Raw genomic sequence first — 14,602 nt, forward strand, 5'->3', positions numbered from 1 at the left:
CATGTCCGGTCCCAAGGAGCAGCCGCTGCCGCCTGACGTGATGGGCCGCGACGATGCCATCGAGGTGCTGCGCGCCTTCGTCGTCGATGGCGGCCTGTCGATTGCGTTCCAGCGCGCCTTCGAGGAGCCGGACATGTGGGGCCTGATGCTCGTCGACATTGCCCGACACGCCGCGCGCGCCTACGCGCGCGAAAGCGAATACACCGAGGACGAAGCGCTCGCGCGCATCGTCGAGATGTTCGAAGCCGAAATCGCCCGGCCGACCGACATGGGCAAGACCATGCCGCGGTCGCAACAAGGTCACTGACAATGCCGATCAACATTCTCATGCCCGCGCTGTCGCCCACGATGGAAAAGGGCAACCTCGCCAAGTGGCTCAAGAAAGAGGGCGACAAGGTCAAGTCCGGCGACGTCATCGCCGAGATCGAGACCGACAAGGCCACGATGGAAGTCGAAGCCGTCGACGAAGGCACGATCGCCAAGATCCTGGTGCCCGAGGGCACTCAGGACGTTCCGGTCAATGACGTGATCGCGGTGCTGGCCGGCGACGGTGAGGATGTGAAGGCGGCGAGCGCCGGAGCAGGGGCTGCGCCCGCCCCGAAACCCGCGGAAGCACCGAAGCCCGCAGCGCCAGCTGCGGCTGCCGCACCGGCGGCTGCGCCTGCCGCTGCACCCGCACCGAAGCCTGCCGCACCGGCGCCGCAGCCGACTGCTGCTCCGGCGGCACAGGCCAACGGTCACGCCCGCATCTTCTCGTCACCGCTGGCGCGCCGGCTGGCCAAGGAAGCCGGCATCGAACTTGGCCGCATCGCCGGCACCGGTCCGCATGGTCGGGTCGTCGCGCGTGACGTCGAGGACGCCAAGTCCGGCAAGGGCCTGAAGGCGCCGCCGGCCGCGCCGTCCGCAGCCGGGCCGAGCATCGCGCCGTCGATGTCGGACAAGCAGATCCTCGCGCTGTTCGAGCCGGGAAGCTACGAGGTCGTGCCGCATGACGGCATGCGCCGCACCATCGCGCAGCGCCTGACCGCGTCGGTGCAGAACGTCCCGCACTTCTACCTCACCATCGACTGCGACATCGGCAAGCTGCTCGCCGCGCGCGAGGAGATCAACGCCGCGGCGCCGAAGGACAAGGAGAAGAAGCCGCTCTACAAGATCTCGGTCAACGATTTCGTCATCAAGGCGATGGCGGTCGCATTGCAGAAGATCCCGAACTGCAATGTGAGCTGGACCGAGGGCGGCATGCTGAAGCACAAGCATTCCGACGTCGGCGTCGCGGTGGCGATGCCGGGTGGCCTGATCACCCCGATCATCCGCAAGGCCGAGACCAAGACGCTCTCGACCATCTCCAACGAGATGAAGGATTTTGCGGCGCGCGCGCGGGCCCGCAAGCTGAAGCCGGAAGAATATCAGGGCGGCACCACGGCCGTGTCGAACCTCGGCATGTACGGCATCAACCACTTCACCGCCGTCATCAATCCTCCGCATGCGTCGATCCTTGCGGTCGGCACCTCGGAGGAGCGCCCGGTGGTGCGCGGCGGCAAGATCGAGATCGCGCACATCATGAGCGTGACCCTGTCCTGCGATCATCGCGCGATCGACGGTGCGCTCGGCGCCGAGCTGATCGGCGCCTTCAAGCAGCTGATCGAGAATCCCGTGATGATGATGGTTTGACGAGAATCGGCCATGTACGCGATCTACGGTCCGTACGTCCTCCTCGCCGCCATCGCCATCGCGTTGCTCGTCGCGGTTAACCGCGACCTCATATCCACGATCCAGTTCAGGATCATGATCATCGGGACCGGCGCGTTCGCGCTGGTTTGGTCCGTGCTGCTTGGCACGGTCTGGCAGGAGTACAGGTAATGGCCGATACATCCTTCGACGTCGTCATCATCGGCTCCGGCCCCGGCGGCTATGTGACGGCGATCCGCGCCGCGCAACTCGGCTTCAAGACCGCGATCGTCGAGAAGTCCTATCTCGGCGGCATCTGCCTGAACTGGGGCTGCATTCCGACCAAGGCGCTGCTGCGGTCGGCTGAAATCTACCACTACATGCAGCATGCCAAGGATTACGGGCTGTCGGCGGAGAAGGTCTCCTACGATCCGAAGGCGGTGGTGCAGCGCTCGCGCGGGGTGTCGAAGCGGCTCAATGACGGCGTCGGCTTCCTGATGAAGAAGAACAAGGTTCAGATCATCTGGGGCGCGGCCTCGATCGATGCGCCCGGCAAGATCACGGTGAAGAAGTCCGACGTCGATGCGCCCAAGGGCGCGCTCGGCGAGGGTACCTATCAGGCCAAGCACATCATCGTCGCCACCGGCGCGCGGCCGCGCGTGCTGCCGGGGCTCGAACCCGACAAGAAGCTGGTCTGGACTTATTTCGAGGCGATGGTGCCGGAGCGGATGCCTAAATCGCTCCTGGTGGTCGGCTCGGGCGCGATCGGCATCGAGTTCGCCTCGTTCTTCCACACCATGGGATCAGACGTCACCGTGGTCGAGGTGCTGCCGCAGATCCTGCCCGTCGAGGATGCCGAGATCGCAGGGCTCGCGCGGAAACGCTTCGAGAAGATGGGCATCAAGATCCTGACCTCGACCAAGGTGACAAAACTGGAGAAGAAGGCCGACAGCGTGGTCGCGACCATCGACGACGGCAAGGCACAGCAAGCGGTTGAGTTCGAGCGCGTGATCTCGGCGGTCGGCGTGGTCGGCAATATCGAGGATCTCGGGTTGGAGAAGCTCGGCGTGAAGACCGATCGCGGTTGCATCGTGATCGACGGTTACGGCAAGACCAACGTTCCCGGTATCTACGCGATCGGCGACGTCGCCGGTCCGCCGATGCTGGCGCACAAGGCCGAACATGAGGGCGTGATCTGCGTCGAGGCGATCAAGGGCCTGCATCCGCACGCCATGGACAAGAACCTGATTCCGGGCTGCACCTATTGCCACCCGCAGGTCGCCTCTGTCGGCCTCACCGAGGCGAGGGCGAAAGAGGGCGGCCGCGAAATCCGCGTCGGACGCTTCCCCTTCGTCGGCAACGGCAAGGCGATCGCGCTCGGCGAGGACCAGGGCCTCGTCAAGGTGGTGTTCGACAAGAAGACCGGCCAATTGCTGGGCGCGCACATGATCGGCGCCGAGGTCACCGAGCTGATCCAGGGCTACGTCGTGGCGATGAACCTGGAGACCACGGAAGAAGAGCTGATGCACACCGTGTTCCCGCATCCGACGCTGTCGGAAATGATGAAGGAAGCGGTGCTCGACGCATATGGGCGCGTGCTGAACATCTGATTCCGGCGTCATTGCGAGCGAAGCAGTCCTTCTACCGCTCGTCGCGCCATGGATTGCTTCGTCGCCGGCGATCCTCACGATGATTCAGGAAATGCTGTTGGCAAAACAAGAAAGACAAAAGCCGTGAAAGACAACGACAACCTCACCATCGAACGCCCGACCTTCGTCACCCATCTCGAATGCGCGATGGAAGGCGATCACTATCCAGCCGACCAGGTGCACAACCTGTCCAAGGCCGGCAAGCCGCTGCTGGTGCGCTACGACCTCAACGGCGTGAAGAAGGCGCTCACCAAGGATTCGCTGGCCGAGAGGCCGGCCGACATGTGGCGCTACCGCGAGTTGCTGCCGGTGCGCAAATGCAAGGATATCGTCAGCCTCGGCGAGGTGACGACGCCGCTGATCCGGCTGCCGAAGCTTTCAGCAAGACTCGGTGGCGGCGAGATCATCGTCAAGGATGAGGGGCGGCTGCCGACCGGCTCGTTCAAGGCGCGTGGCCTGGTGATGGCGGTGTCGATGGGCAAGGCGCTCGGCATCAAGCATATGGCGATGCCGACCAACGGCAATGCCGGCGCGGCGCTCGCGGCCTATGCCACCTCGTGCGGCATCAAGACCACGATCTTCTGCCCTGCCGACACGCCGGAGGTGAATGTCAGCGAGATCGAGCTGCAGGGCGCGACCGTCTACCGCGTCAACGGCTATATCGACGATTGCGGCAAGATCGTCGGTGAGGGCAAGGCCAAGGTCGGCTGGTTCGACACCTCGACGCTGAAGGAGCCGTACCGGATCGAAGGCAAGAAGACGATGGGCCTCGAGCTCGCCGAGCAGCTCGGCTGGGAGGTGCCCGACGTGATCTTCTATCCGACCGGCGGCGGAACCGGCCTGATCGGCATGTGGAAGGCGTTCGATGAACTCGAGACGATCGGCTTCATCGGTTCGAAACGCCCGCGCATGGTCGCGGTGCAGGCCTCCGGCTGCGCGCCGATGGTGCGCGCCTATGACGCCGGTACCGAGCATGCGGCTCGCTGGGAAGACGCCCACACCATCGCGTCCGGCATCCGCGTGCCGCAGGCGATCGGTGACTTCCTGATCCTGCGCGCGGTGCGCGCGAGCAAGGGCTTTGCCATTGCGGTCGACGACGACAAGATCTCGGCCGCGCTGAACGAGGTTGCGCGCGAGGAAGGCCTGTTGCTGTGCCCCGAGGGCGCCGCGACCTACGCCGCCTACACCCAGAGCCTCGCCGACGGCCGGGTGACGAAGAACGATCGCGTGATGCTGTTCAACTGCGCAAGCGGTTTGAAGTACCCGCTGCCGCCGGTCACCCGCGCGCTCGATCGCCACAAGCCGATCGACTATTCGCAGTTCTAGGCAGTGATCGCCGATCGTCATTGCGATCGCAGCGAAGCAATCCAACGTGCCATGCGCGCGGAAGCATGGATCGCTTCGTCGCCTGGCTCCTCGCAATGACGGCGGTCGAAAATCTCGGAGGGCGTGATGCGGAAGCTGGTTCTGGCCGTGTTGGCTGCGGTCCTGGTCGTTGCCAGGCCGGCGCTTGCCCAAATCTACCCCTCGCATCCCATCACCATCATCGTGCCGTTCGCCGCCGGCGGGCCGTCGGATGCGGTGGCGCGCATCCTCGGCGAGCGCATGAAGCGGTCGCTCGGCGAGGTGCTGCTCGTCGAGAACGTGACGGGGGCGGCGGGCTCGATCGGCGTCGGCCGCGCCGTGCGCGCCAAGCCGGACGGCTACACCGTCTCGTTCGGCCATCTCGGCACCCATGTCGCGAACGGCGCGATCTACAAGCTCGGCTATGACCTTGTCGCCGACCTCGAGCCGGTGGTGCTGCTGCCGAGCAATCCGATGATCATCGTCAGCAAGAAGGATGTGCCCGCCAAATCGCTGAAGGAGCTGTTGGCCTGGCTGAAGTCGCGGCCGCAGCCGCCGACCGCGGGCACCGCCGGCGCCGGCAGCGGCAGCCACATCGCCGGGCTCTATTTCGAGAAAGTTTCGGGCATCAAGCTGCAATACGTGCCGTATCGCGGCACGGGGCCGGCGCTGAACGACCTCGTCGCGGGCCAGATCGACATCATCGTCGACCAGATCTCGAACTCGATCAACCAGGTCCGCGCCGGCACCATCCGCGCCTACGCGGTCACCGACACCAAGCGGGTCGAAAGCGCGCCCGATATCCCGACCGTCGATGAGGCAGGGCTGGCAGGATTGCACATGACCCTGTGGTCGGGCCTCTGGGTGCCCAAGGGTACGCCCAAGGAAATCGTGGCCAGGCTCAATGCCGCGGCGGTCGAGGCGATGAGCGATCCAGCCGTGAAGAAGCAGCTGGAGGATCTGGGCCTGCAGATCCCGCCCAAGGACCAGCTGACACCCGAGGCGCTCGGCGCCTGGCAGAAGGCCGAGATCGCGAAATGGTGGCCGATCATCAAGGCCGCCAATGTGAAGGTGGATTAAGGCGCGATCCATCCACGGCGTCGTCCCGGCGAAGGCCGGGACGACGTGACGATCTACTGCGACGGCGCCGCATTCGTCTCCTGCCTCATGGCAGGTTGATCGCTCTTTGCCATCGCTGCGCCGGCGTCCTCGAACCGCGCGCGGTACACCGCAAAATTCTCCATCACGCGCTGCACGTAGTTGCGCGTCTCCGAGATCGGAATCCGCTCCACCCAATCGACCGGATCGACGTTGGGATCACGTGGATCGCCATAGGCCTTGACCCAGTCGCGGACGCGGCCGCGGCCGGCATTGTAGCCGGCGAAGGTCATGATGTGGCAGCCGTGATATTCCGACAGCAGCGCGCTGAGCTCCGCCGCACCCATCTGGGTGTTGTAGACGGGATCTGACACCATGCGATCCCAGTCATAGCTGACGCCGAAGCGCTTTGCGGTGTCGCGCCCGGCTTCCGGCGTCACCTGCATCAGCCCGACGGCGTTGGCCGATGACTTGTCGCGCTGGTCGAACGCGCTTTCGGTGCGCGCCACCGAATAGGTCATGCTGCGCCCGATATCGGGGGCGATCGGTGAATGCTTGGGAATGCCGATGATCGGGAAGGCGTAGTGGTCGAAGGCGAGGCCGCGCCCGAGCGCGATCTTGCCGAGCTGCAACATGGCGCGGGCGTCGTTGTGGCGGCCGGTGAGCTCGCCCAGCGCCTCGAGCATGGCGACGTCGGAGCTTTCCTCGGCAAGGTCGGCGACAAAATAGAGCACCACGTCGGGCTCGCCGATGGCGTAGAGCATGTCGGCGGCGCGGACCCGCTCGTCGTCCGCGCCGTTGCCGGCGATGGCGGCCGGCGAGGGCGCATGCAGGACGACCGCGTCGCGCCCGAGCTTGGTGAGCGCCAACTGGCCGTAATAGGCGGTCGGATAGCGCGCGGCAGCCTCGTAGTTGGCGCGCATCGCGGCAGTGTTGCCGAGCGCCTCGGCGGCGCGGCCGCGCCAATAGGCGGCGCGCGACAGCACGGTCGGATTGCTCTGGCCCTCATCGATCCGCGCAAAATGCGCGGCGGCGGTCCTGGCATCGTCGAGATAGCGCAGTGCGATCCAGCCGCTCATGAAGTGCATGTCGGAGCGGTAGTACGGATTGTCGGGCGCGGCCGCAGGGCGGATCACGTCATAGGCGGTCTGGTACTTGCCCTCATCGAGCAGCTTGCGGGCCAGCAGGCGCCGATCACGCCACCACTGGTCGGTATCCTGCTGCGCCATCGTCTCCGGCGCTGCCGCGATGGTTACGCGGGCCGCGTCATCGATCCTGTTCTTTGCCAGCAGCCACTGGATGCGGCAGAGCGTGTAGCCGAGATCACGGCGGGCGTCGGCCGGGACATTGTCGAGCGCGTCCTCCGCCTTGCTCGACTGGCCGCGGACCGCGGCGCAGGCCTTGACGATTGCGAGTTCGTCGCTGCCGAGCAGCTTGGCGGCGCGCCGCGCACCGGCGAGGTCCTTGGCGCCGATCCGCTTGTCCATGCGCGCGCGATCGTCGTCGCGGGTCAACAGGTCCTTGAACGCGTCAAGGGCGTCGCTCTCGCTGCGATCGGACAGGTCCTCCGACCGCCAGGCCTCTCGCACCAGCCGCGTCGCACCATCGCGGTCGCCCTCGGCCAGCAGCACGCGAGCGAGCGCGAACTTGCCCTTGGCGCTGGCGGGCTGATCGAGCGTGAAGCCGTGCACCGTGGCGGCGTCGCTGCGCTCCTGCCACATCCGCGCCTCCGCGCGCCGGCGCAGCATCGCGACGCTCGGCCAATCCGGATTGGCTGAAATGAACGCGGCGTAGCGACTGAAGGGGGCGTTCGACTCGGAGTGGCGCAGCAGGTACCACTCAACGAGCTTGCGGCCGACGGGATCGGTGATCCGGTACTGGATCTCCGTCGCGTCGCCGGTCTTGCCCTTGCGGGCGGCGATGATCGCGTCCTTGACGGCGGCGAGGTCGCCGGAGAGTTCGGGAGCGGGCGCTTCGTCCGTCGCCGGAGATTTCCTGGACTCTGCCGATTTGGAGTCCGACGACTTTGATTTCGCGGACTTGCGGCCACTACCACCGTGCTTCGCGTGCCGGCGCTTGCCGGATGCGGCCTCGCGCGCGTGGTGCGCCGCCTTCGTGCCCGCGGCTTTCCTGTCACTGCCCTTCTTGTCAGGGGCGTGCGCGCTCTTCGTCTGGTGATGGGATTTCGCAGCTGCCTTGACCGGCAGCAGGGCAAGCGCGGCGACTGTGGCGAAACACGCCAGCGGACGTAGGCAACGGTTCATTCCCTGGTCCCCCCTGCGAAACCATCAGGCACAAACAGATCGCATCATACGCGGCACAACGGACCGCAGTTTATCGCACCCTTGATTCGCAACCGTTAAAGCGGACGCAACTCAACAGGGAAAAGGCGGCGAAATGTGGAACGCAAGCTGTGGAACCCCAAGGGAACCGCGCGGAACCCGAAGGGAACCCGCAATCTTGCAGGCCCGTTCCTGCGCTATCCGTGGCATCAGACCGGATGTAGCCTTGGCGCGTTGCCGATCGGGGAATTGCCGATGTCGTGGATTGATCTGTTGACGCCGTGCTTGCCCATCGTCCGGCTCGCGATTTATGGTTTCCGGTCATGACGGCGGCTGCAATGAAAACCATCCATGATGGCGGCCGCTATTTCGAGGGACCGCGCTGGCACGACGGGCGGCTATGGTTTGTCGACTGCATGGCGCGGACGCTGCTCAGCGTCAGTCCGGCGGGTGAGTTGCAGCAGCATGCCGAGGTGACAGACGATACGCCGTGCGGCCTCGGCACGCTCCCTGGCGGCGACATCGTGGTGCTAACGATGTTCAGGAAGCGGCTGCTGCGATTTTCGGATGGCAAGCTCTCCCTTTACGCCGACCTTTCGCAACTCGCCAAGGGCACGATCGACGACATGATCGTGGACGGGCAGGGCCGCGCCTATGTCGGCGATCTCGGCTTCGACCTGCCGCCGCCTGAGGGCCGCGGCGCCGTCGGCCGCATCATCCTGGTGATGCCGGATGGCAGCGCGCGTGTCGTCGCTGACGGCTTGCGTTTTCCGAACGGCATTGCCGTCTCTTCGGATCATCGCCGGCTTGTCGTTGCCGAAATGGATGGCGCGTGCCTGGCCGACTACGACATTGCGCCCGACGGTGGCTTGCACCTTCGTGGCAGGTTCGGCTGCATGAACGCTCCCGACGGCATCTGCCTCGATCGCGACGGATCCACCTGGGTCGCATCCTTTACCGAGGACGCCTTCATCCGGGTCGGCAGCGACGGCGGCGAGCGTGAGCGGATCGCCGTGCCCGGCCGGCGCGCGCTGGCCTGCGCGCTCGGAGGGGCGGACCGGCGGACGCTGTTCTGCCTGAGCGCGGCGACGTCGTTTGCCGAGTTGCGGAAGGGCAAGTCGGTATCGCGGATCGATGTGGTCGAGGTCGAGACGCCGGGCGACGGATATCCCTGACACTCATCTCGTCATCCCGGTGTCGCGCGACCGGAATAAACCGGCGTAGCTCCCGGTATCGATCTGGAGATACACCCAGAAACAAGTTGGGACGCGCGGCAACGCCAAAAATTGGTATGCAGCCACCGCGAGACCCTGCGGGAGGCTGAATGACTGTTGCCGAAAACATCTTGCGCGAGGTGCGCTCAAACCCCGGCCAAACCGAGGATCAACTCGCCGAGCGCCTTTTCGGGCGCGAAGGGGCGACCCAGCAGCGGGTCAATCCGACGTGCCGCAAGCTCGTCGCGAAAGGCTGGCTGCTAAGGCGCGGAAAGGGCGGCCCGTCCGATCCATACACTTACCATTTGCCGGAGCGGATCTGAGCGAGTTCAGCTCGGCCTGCAACTTGAGAGAGTGCTTTCGGCTGGATTGCAATTTCATATCTCATCTGTCCCGACGCCCATAAGGATTCATAATAGATGGTTGCCTGGCGGCCACGATTGTGATCCCGTCGCAACAGTTGCCGACATTTAACCTTAAAAACAGGTAGCCAGCATTCACGCCGCTTTTTGGCCACACCCAGCCGTGAAAGGATGTTCATAAAGCTGAATTGCCAGCGCTCGCGACGACGGGAGAACTTTTGCTCCTTCCCGCGTTGTGAGAAGGGAGGCTGGAGACAGGTTCGCGATGGACGCCAAGACGAACATCAAGGGCAGGCTGCCGAGCCGTCACGTGACGGAGGGGCCCGAACGCGCGCCGCATCGCTCCTATCTCTATGCCATGGGGCTGACGACAGCCCAGATTCATCAACCGTTTGTCGGCGTTGCTTCATGCTGGAATGAAGCCGCGCCCTGCAACATCTCGCTGATGCGCCAGGCGCAGGCCGTGAAAAAGGGCGTGGCTTCGGCCGGCGGCACGCCGCGCGAGTTCTGCACCATCACCGTTACCGACGGCATCGCGATGGGCCATGACGGCATGCGCTCGTCATTGCCGTCGCGCGAATGCATCGCCGATTCGGTCGAACTCACCGTCCGCGGCCACTCCTATGACGCGCTCGTCGGGCTCGCCGGCTGCGACAAGTCGCTTCCGGGCATGATGATGGCGATGGTCCGCCTCAACGTGCCCTCGATCTTCATCTATGGCGGCTCGATCCTGCCCGGCAACTTCCGCGGGCAGCCGGTCACTGTGCAAGACATGTTCGAGGCGGTCGGCAAGCACTCGGTCGGCGCCATGTCGGACGAGGATCTTGACGAGATCGAGCGGGTGGCATGCCCCTCGGCCGGTGCCTGCGGAGCCCAGTTCACCGCCAACACCATGGCCACCGTCTCGGAGGCGATCGGGCTCGCGCTGCCGTATTCGGCCGGGGCTCCTGCGCCTTACGAGATCCGGGACTCCTTCTGCGCCGCGGCAGGCGAGAAGGTGATGGAGCTGATCGAGAAGAACATCAGGCCCCGTGACATCGTCACCCGCCAAGCCCTTGAAAATGCTGCGGCTGTGGTTGCAGCCTCAGGTGGTTCGACCAATGCCGCGCTACACCTGCCGGCGATCGCGCATGAGTGCGGGATCAAGTTCAATTTGTTCGATGTTGCAGAAATCTTCAAAAAGACTCCTTACGTCGCGGATTTGAAGCCGGGCGGCCGTTATGTTGCCAAAGACATGTTCGAAGTTGGCGGCATTCCGCTGTTGATGAAGACGCTGCTCGATAATGGCCACCTGCACGGGGATTGCTTGACCGTCACGGGCCGAACGATCGCTGAAAACCTCAAAGGCGTGAAATGGAATCCGCACCAGGATGTGGTGCGGCCCGCTGACAAGCCGATCACCATTACCGGTGGCGTTGTCGGGTTGAAGGGTAATCTCGCTCCGGAGGGTGCGATCGTGAAGGTCGCGGGCATGTCCAGTCTGAAGTTCACCGGTCCGGCCCGGTGCTTCGACCGTGAGGAAGATGCCTTCGAGGCCGTCCAGAAGCGCACCTACCGGGAAGGCGAGGTCATCGTGATCCGCTACGAGGGCCCGAAGGGCGGCCCCGGCATGCGGGAGATGCTGGCGACCACGGCTGCGCTGACCGGGCAGGGCATGGGTGGCAAGGTCGCCCTGATCACTGACGGACGGTTCTCGGGCGCCACCCGCGGCTTCTGCATCGGCCATATTGGGCCGGAGGCGGCGGTCGGCGGGCCGATCGCCCTGTTGCAGGACGGCGACATCATCGAGATCGATGCCGACGCCGGAGTACTTAACGTAAAATTGAGCGACGCAGAGCTCGCAAATCGTAAGACCAAATGGGCCCCCCGCGCGACGAACCATACAACTGGTGCGCTGTGGAAGTACGCCGAGCAAGTGGGGCCGGCGGTGGATGGCGCTGTCACCCATCCGGGTGGCGCGCACGAGAAACAGTGTTATGCGGACGTTTAGGCGTACGATATTGGCGTTGGCGTTAGGGGCCATTCCGGTGGCGGGCCCCGGATTCGGATTCGACGGAGCCCCTGTCAACGCCAAGGACACCGCGCTTCCGGTGGTGTCGCCGCAGCCCGGCACGGCCGGGGCCCTCAAGCGGACCGCAGCCCCGGCAACCTCTGCCTCGGCCGACCCGGCTGACGCGATCCCGAACTCCACCGTGATGTCGCTGGCCGAAAGCGGCCATCCGATCGCGCAGTGGAAGCTCGGCAAGATGTATGCCGATGGCGACGGCGTCGCCCAGGACGACCTGCGCGCATTCGAATATTTCAGCCGAATTGCCAATGCGCACGCCGAGGACAACCCTATGGGGCCGCAAGCCTCGGTCGTGGCCAACGCCTTCGTCGCGCTTGGCCGCTACTATCTCAGTGGCATTCCAAACTCCAAGATCAAGGCCGACCCCGAGCGCGCGCGGGAGATGCTCTCCTATGCCGCATCCTATTTCAGCAATGCCGACGCTCAATACGACCTGGCACGGCTGTACCTGAAGACGCCGGACGCCTCGCGGGACGATTTCCGTTATGGCGCGCGATGGCTCAACCTGGCCGCCCAGAAGGGCCAGCACCAGGCGCAGGCGCTGCTCGGCCAGATGCTGTTCAACGGCGACCGCCTGCCACCGCAGCGCGCGCGTGGCCTGATGTGGCTGACCCTGGCGCGTGACAGCGCGACGCCTGAAGAGACCTGGATCAAGGAAAACTACAACCGGGCCGTCGCGAAGGCATCCGAGGACGACAAGACCATGGCGCTCCAGATGCTCGAGCACTGGGTGCAGGGTCGCCGCGACTGATCCCCGACGCGGCAGCCACCGCGTTGCCGTATGTCCTGTGGTCCCTTCAAATCACGCGCCGAGCAGCGACTCGATGCTGCAATCGAGCAGGCGCGGATCGATGCCGGCCTCCAAGCAGCCGTATCAACGGGACACCTGCAATCAAGAACATGGACCCGCTCGACGCGGGCTCCGGGAGGACATCGCGATGAAGATCACCTCGATCGAGACCCTGCGCACGGATGAATTCGCCAATGTGATCTGGGTTCGGGTACATACCGACACCGGGCTGATCGGGCTGGGCGAGACCTTCTACGGCGCGGGCGCGGTCGAAGCGCAGATCCACGACACCTTTGCCGGCCGGTTGCTCGGCCGCAATCCGCTCCACATCGAGGCGATCCATCGCGACATGCTCAATCTGCCGATGGCGCAGTCCTCGACAGGCGTCGAGTATCGCGCGGCGTCGGCGATCGACATTGCGCTGTGGGATCTGTTCGGCAAGGTCTGCGGACAGCCGGTGCACCAGATGCTCGGCGGCCTCTGCCGCGACAAGCAGCGCATCTACAACACCTGCGCCGGCACCAAATATGTCCGCTCCACCAATATCCGCCCGGTGTCGAACTGGAACCTGGGCGAGGCGCAGGGCCCCTACGAGGACCTCGACGCCTTCATGACCCGCGCCGATGCGCTCGCCGAAAGCCTGCTCGAGAGCGGCATCTCGGCGATGAAGATCTGGCCGTTCGATCCGCCGGCGCAGGAGAACAACGGCCTCTACATCACTGCGGCGCAGATGAAGCAGGCGATCGAGCCGTTCGAGAAGATCCGCAAGGCGGTCGGCGACCGGATGGAGATCATGGTCGAACTCCACTCGCTGTGGAACCTGCCGACCGCCAAGCAGATCGCGCGTGCGCTCGAGCCCTACAAGCCGACCTGGTACGAGGATCCGATCCGGATGAACTCGCCGCAGGCGCTCGCGGAATATGCGCGCTCGACCGACGTCTGGGTCTGCGCCAGCGAGACACTCGGCTCGCGTTTTCCTTACAAGGACATGCTCGACCGCGACGCCATGCATGTGGTGATGGCCGATCTGTGCTGGACCGGCGGTCTCACCGAAGGCCGCAAGATCGCGGCAATGGCGGAGACCTATCACCGGCCGTTCGCACCGCATGACTGCATCGGGCCGGTCGGCTTCATCGCCGCGATCCACATGTCGTTCAGCCAGCCCAACACGCTGATCCAGGAATCCGTGCGTGCGTTCTACAAGGGCTGGTACAACGAGCTTGTCACCACCATGCCCGTGATCAAGGATGGCTACGTCTATCCGATGGAAGGGCCGGGGCTCGGCGTCGACCTGCTTCCCGCGGTGTTCGACCGTTCCGACCTGACGGTTCGCCGCTCCAACGTGTGAGGACCTTTGCAATGAGCACCGCACTGTTCGATCTTTCCGGCCGCACGGCGCTCGTGACCGGCTCCTCCCGCGGCCTCGGCCGTGCCATCGCCGAGGGCATGGCGAAGGCCGGCGCACGGCTGATCATCAACGGCGTCGATCCTGACCGGGTCGAGAAGACCGTCGCCGAGTTTCGCGCCGCCGGACACCAGGCCGACGGCGTCGCCTTCGACGTCACCGACGAGCCGGCGGTGGTCGGTGCCTTCGAGCGTTTCGATCGCGAGGGCATCGCCGTCGACATCCTCGTCAACAATGCCGGCATCCAGCGCCGCAAGCCGCTGGTCGAGTTCACCACGGAGGAATGGCGCAAGGTGATCGAGACCAACCTGACCAGTGCCTTCATCGCCGGGCGCGAGGCGGCCAGGCGGATGATCCCCCGCAAGCGCGGCAAGATCATCAACATCGGCTCGCTCGGCAGCGAATTGGCGCGGCCCACCATCGCGCCTTACACCGCGGCGAAGGGCGGCATCAGAAACCTGACGCGATCGATGGCTGTCGAATGGGCGCAGAGCGGCATCCAGGCCAACGCGATCGGTCCCGGCTACATGCTGACCGACATGAACGAGGCGCTGATGTCGAACCCCGAGTTCAACAACTGGCTGATGTCGCGCGTCCCGGCCAAGCGCTGGGGCAAGCCCGACGAGCTGGTCGGCGCCGCAATCTTCCTGGCGTCGGAGGCGTCCAACTACGTCAACGGGCAGACCATCTATGTCGACGGCGGAATGCTGGCGGCGATGTGA

At 64.9% G+C, this 14,602-nt stretch carries 14 protein-coding genes; 13 read left to right on the forward strand and 1 reads right to left on the reverse strand.

The genetic code is table 11. From position 1 onward, the window contains the following. Window position 1 precedes the first annotated feature (1 nt). From JQ586_RS13510 to JQ586_RS13535, 6 genes are all read left to right on the forward strand, one after another. Complete coding sequence (locus JQ586_RS13510) at window positions 2-307, forward strand: DUF5076 domain-containing protein (RefSeq protein ID WP_212395062.1); 306 nt, start codon at window positions 2-4, stop codon at window positions 305-307. A gap of 2 nt (window positions 308-309) precedes the next feature. Beyond that, a complete protein-coding gene (locus JQ586_RS13515; protein WP_212395063.1) occupies window positions 310-1,671 on the forward strand; it encodes a pyruvate dehydrogenase complex dihydrolipoamide acetyltransferase in 1,362 nt (453 codons plus the stop codon). A gap of 12 nt (window positions 1,672-1,683) precedes the next feature. Beyond that, a complete protein-coding gene (locus JQ586_RS13520) occupies window positions 1,684-1,860 on the forward strand; it encodes a hypothetical protein (protein WP_212395064.1) in 177 nt (58 codons plus the stop codon). Further along, entirely contained in the window at window positions 1,860-3,278 is a 1,419-nt protein-coding gene (gene lpdA / locus JQ586_RS13525; RefSeq protein ID WP_212395065.1) for a dihydrolipoyl dehydrogenase, read from the forward strand. The genes JQ586_RS13520 and lpdA overlap by 1 nt, the downstream gene beginning before the upstream one ends. Before the next feature lie 123 nt (window positions 3,279-3,401). Next, a complete protein-coding gene (locus JQ586_RS13530) occupies window positions 3,402-4,643 on the forward strand; it encodes a threonine synthase (protein WP_212395066.1) in 1,242 nt (413 codons plus the stop codon). 126 nt (window positions 4,644-4,769) lie between these two features. After that, window positions 4,770-5,741 carry a tripartite tricarboxylate transporter substrate binding protein BugD gene (locus JQ586_RS13535; protein WP_212395067.1) on the forward strand — a complete coding sequence of 324 codons (972 nt, stop codon included), beginning with the start codon at window positions 4,770-4,772 and terminating at the stop codon, window positions 5,739-5,741. Between the two features lie 53 nt (window positions 5,742-5,794). Here the strand turns inward: JQ586_RS13535 and JQ586_RS13540 are convergent, their stop codons facing one another. After that, a complete protein-coding gene (locus JQ586_RS13540; protein ID WP_212395068.1) occupies window positions 5,795-8,023 on the reverse strand; it encodes a lytic transglycosylase domain-containing protein in 2,229 nt (742 codons plus the stop codon). 135 nt (window positions 8,024-8,158) lie between these two features. On the opposite strand from JQ586_RS13540, the gene JQ586_RS13545 reads away from it, so the two are divergent. From JQ586_RS13545 to JQ586_RS13575, 7 genes are all read left to right on the forward strand, one after another. Then, window positions 8,159-8,368, forward strand: a complete 210-nt coding sequence (locus JQ586_RS13545) for a hypothetical protein (protein ID WP_212395069.1) — start codon at window positions 8,159-8,161, stop codon at window positions 8,366-8,368. A gap of 11 nt (window positions 8,369-8,379) precedes the next feature. Continuing rightward, window positions 8,380-9,216: an SMP-30/gluconolactonase/LRE family protein gene (locus JQ586_RS13550; protein WP_212395070.1), complete on the forward strand. Its 837-nt coding sequence runs from the start codon at window positions 8,380-8,382 to the stop codon at window positions 9,214-9,216. Between the two features lie 149 nt (window positions 9,217-9,365). Beyond that, entirely contained in the window at window positions 9,366-9,578 is a 213-nt protein-coding gene (locus JQ586_RS13555) for a helix-turn-helix domain-containing protein (protein ID WP_212395071.1), read from the forward strand. A 304-nt stretch (window positions 9,579-9,882) separates the two neighbouring features. After that, a complete protein-coding gene (gene ilvD / locus JQ586_RS13560) occupies window positions 9,883-11,607 on the forward strand; it encodes a dihydroxy-acid dehydratase (protein ID WP_212395072.1) in 1,725 nt (574 codons plus the stop codon). Window positions 11,608-11,812: 205 nt separating this feature from the next. Further along, complete coding sequence (locus JQ586_RS13565) at window positions 11,813-12,436, forward strand: tetratricopeptide repeat protein (RefSeq protein WP_409334521.1); 624 nt, start codon at window positions 11,813-11,815, stop codon at window positions 12,434-12,436. A gap of 187 nt (window positions 12,437-12,623) precedes the next feature. Beyond that, window positions 12,624-13,823 carry a mandelate racemase/muconate lactonizing enzyme family protein gene (locus JQ586_RS13570; RefSeq protein WP_212395074.1) on the forward strand — a complete coding sequence of 400 codons (1,200 nt, stop codon included), beginning with the start codon at window positions 12,624-12,626 and terminating at the stop codon, window positions 13,821-13,823. Window positions 13,824-13,834: 11 nt separating this feature from the next. Beyond that, window positions 13,835-14,602, forward strand: coding sequence for a glucose 1-dehydrogenase (locus tag JQ586_RS13575; protein ID WP_212395075.1), 768 nt, complete (start codon window positions 13,835-13,837; stop codon window positions 14,600-14,602).

The sequence above is a fragment of the Bradyrhizobium jicamae genome (assembly GCF_018130215.1).
Lineage (GTDB): Bacteria > Pseudomonadota > Alphaproteobacteria > Rhizobiales > Xanthobacteraceae > Bradyrhizobium > Bradyrhizobium jicamae_A.

What these genes read in the sequence shown, in the direction of transcription:
- JQ586_RS13510 (WP_212395062.1), top strand. Translation starts at nt 2, where the DNA reads ATGTCCGGTCCCAAGGAGCAGCCGCTGCCGCCTGACGTGATGGGCCGC.
- JQ586_RS13515 (WP_212395063.1), top strand. Translation starts at nt 310, where the DNA reads ATGCCGATCAACATTCTCATGCCCGCGCTGTCGCCCACGATGGAAAAG.
- JQ586_RS13520 (WP_212395064.1), top strand. Translation starts at nt 1,684, where the DNA reads ATGTACGCGATCTACGGTCCGTACGTCCTCCTCGCCGCCATCGCCATC.
- lpdA (WP_212395065.1), top strand. Translation starts at nt 1,860, where the DNA reads ATGGCCGATACATCCTTCGACGTCGTCATCATCGGCTCCGGCCCCGGC.
- JQ586_RS13535 (WP_212395067.1), top strand. Translation starts at nt 4,770, where the DNA reads ATGCGGAAGCTGGTTCTGGCCGTGTTGGCTGCGGTCCTGGTCGTTGCC.
- JQ586_RS13540 (WP_212395068.1), bottom strand. Translation starts at nt 8,023, where the DNA reads ATGAACCGTTGCCTACGTCCGCTGGCGTGTTTCGCCACAGTCGCCGCG.
- JQ586_RS13550 (WP_212395070.1), top strand. Translation starts at nt 8,380, where the DNA reads ATGAAAACCATCCATGATGGCGGCCGCTATTTCGAGGGACCGCGCTGG.
- JQ586_RS13555 (WP_212395071.1), top strand. Translation starts at nt 9,366, where the DNA reads ATGACTGTTGCCGAAAACATCTTGCGCGAGGTGCGCTCAAACCCCGGC.
- ilvD (WP_212395072.1), top strand. Translation starts at nt 9,883, where the DNA reads ATGGACGCCAAGACGAACATCAAGGGCAGGCTGCCGAGCCGTCACGTG.
- JQ586_RS13565 (WP_409334521.1), top strand. Translation starts at nt 11,813, where the DNA reads ATGTCGCTGGCCGAAAGCGGCCATCCGATCGCGCAGTGGAAGCTCGGC.
- JQ586_RS13570 (WP_212395074.1), top strand. Translation starts at nt 12,624, where the DNA reads ATGAAGATCACCTCGATCGAGACCCTGCGCACGGATGAATTCGCCAAT.
- JQ586_RS13575 (WP_212395075.1), top strand. Translation starts at nt 13,835, where the DNA reads ATGAGCACCGCACTGTTCGATCTTTCCGGCCGCACGGCGCTCGTGACC.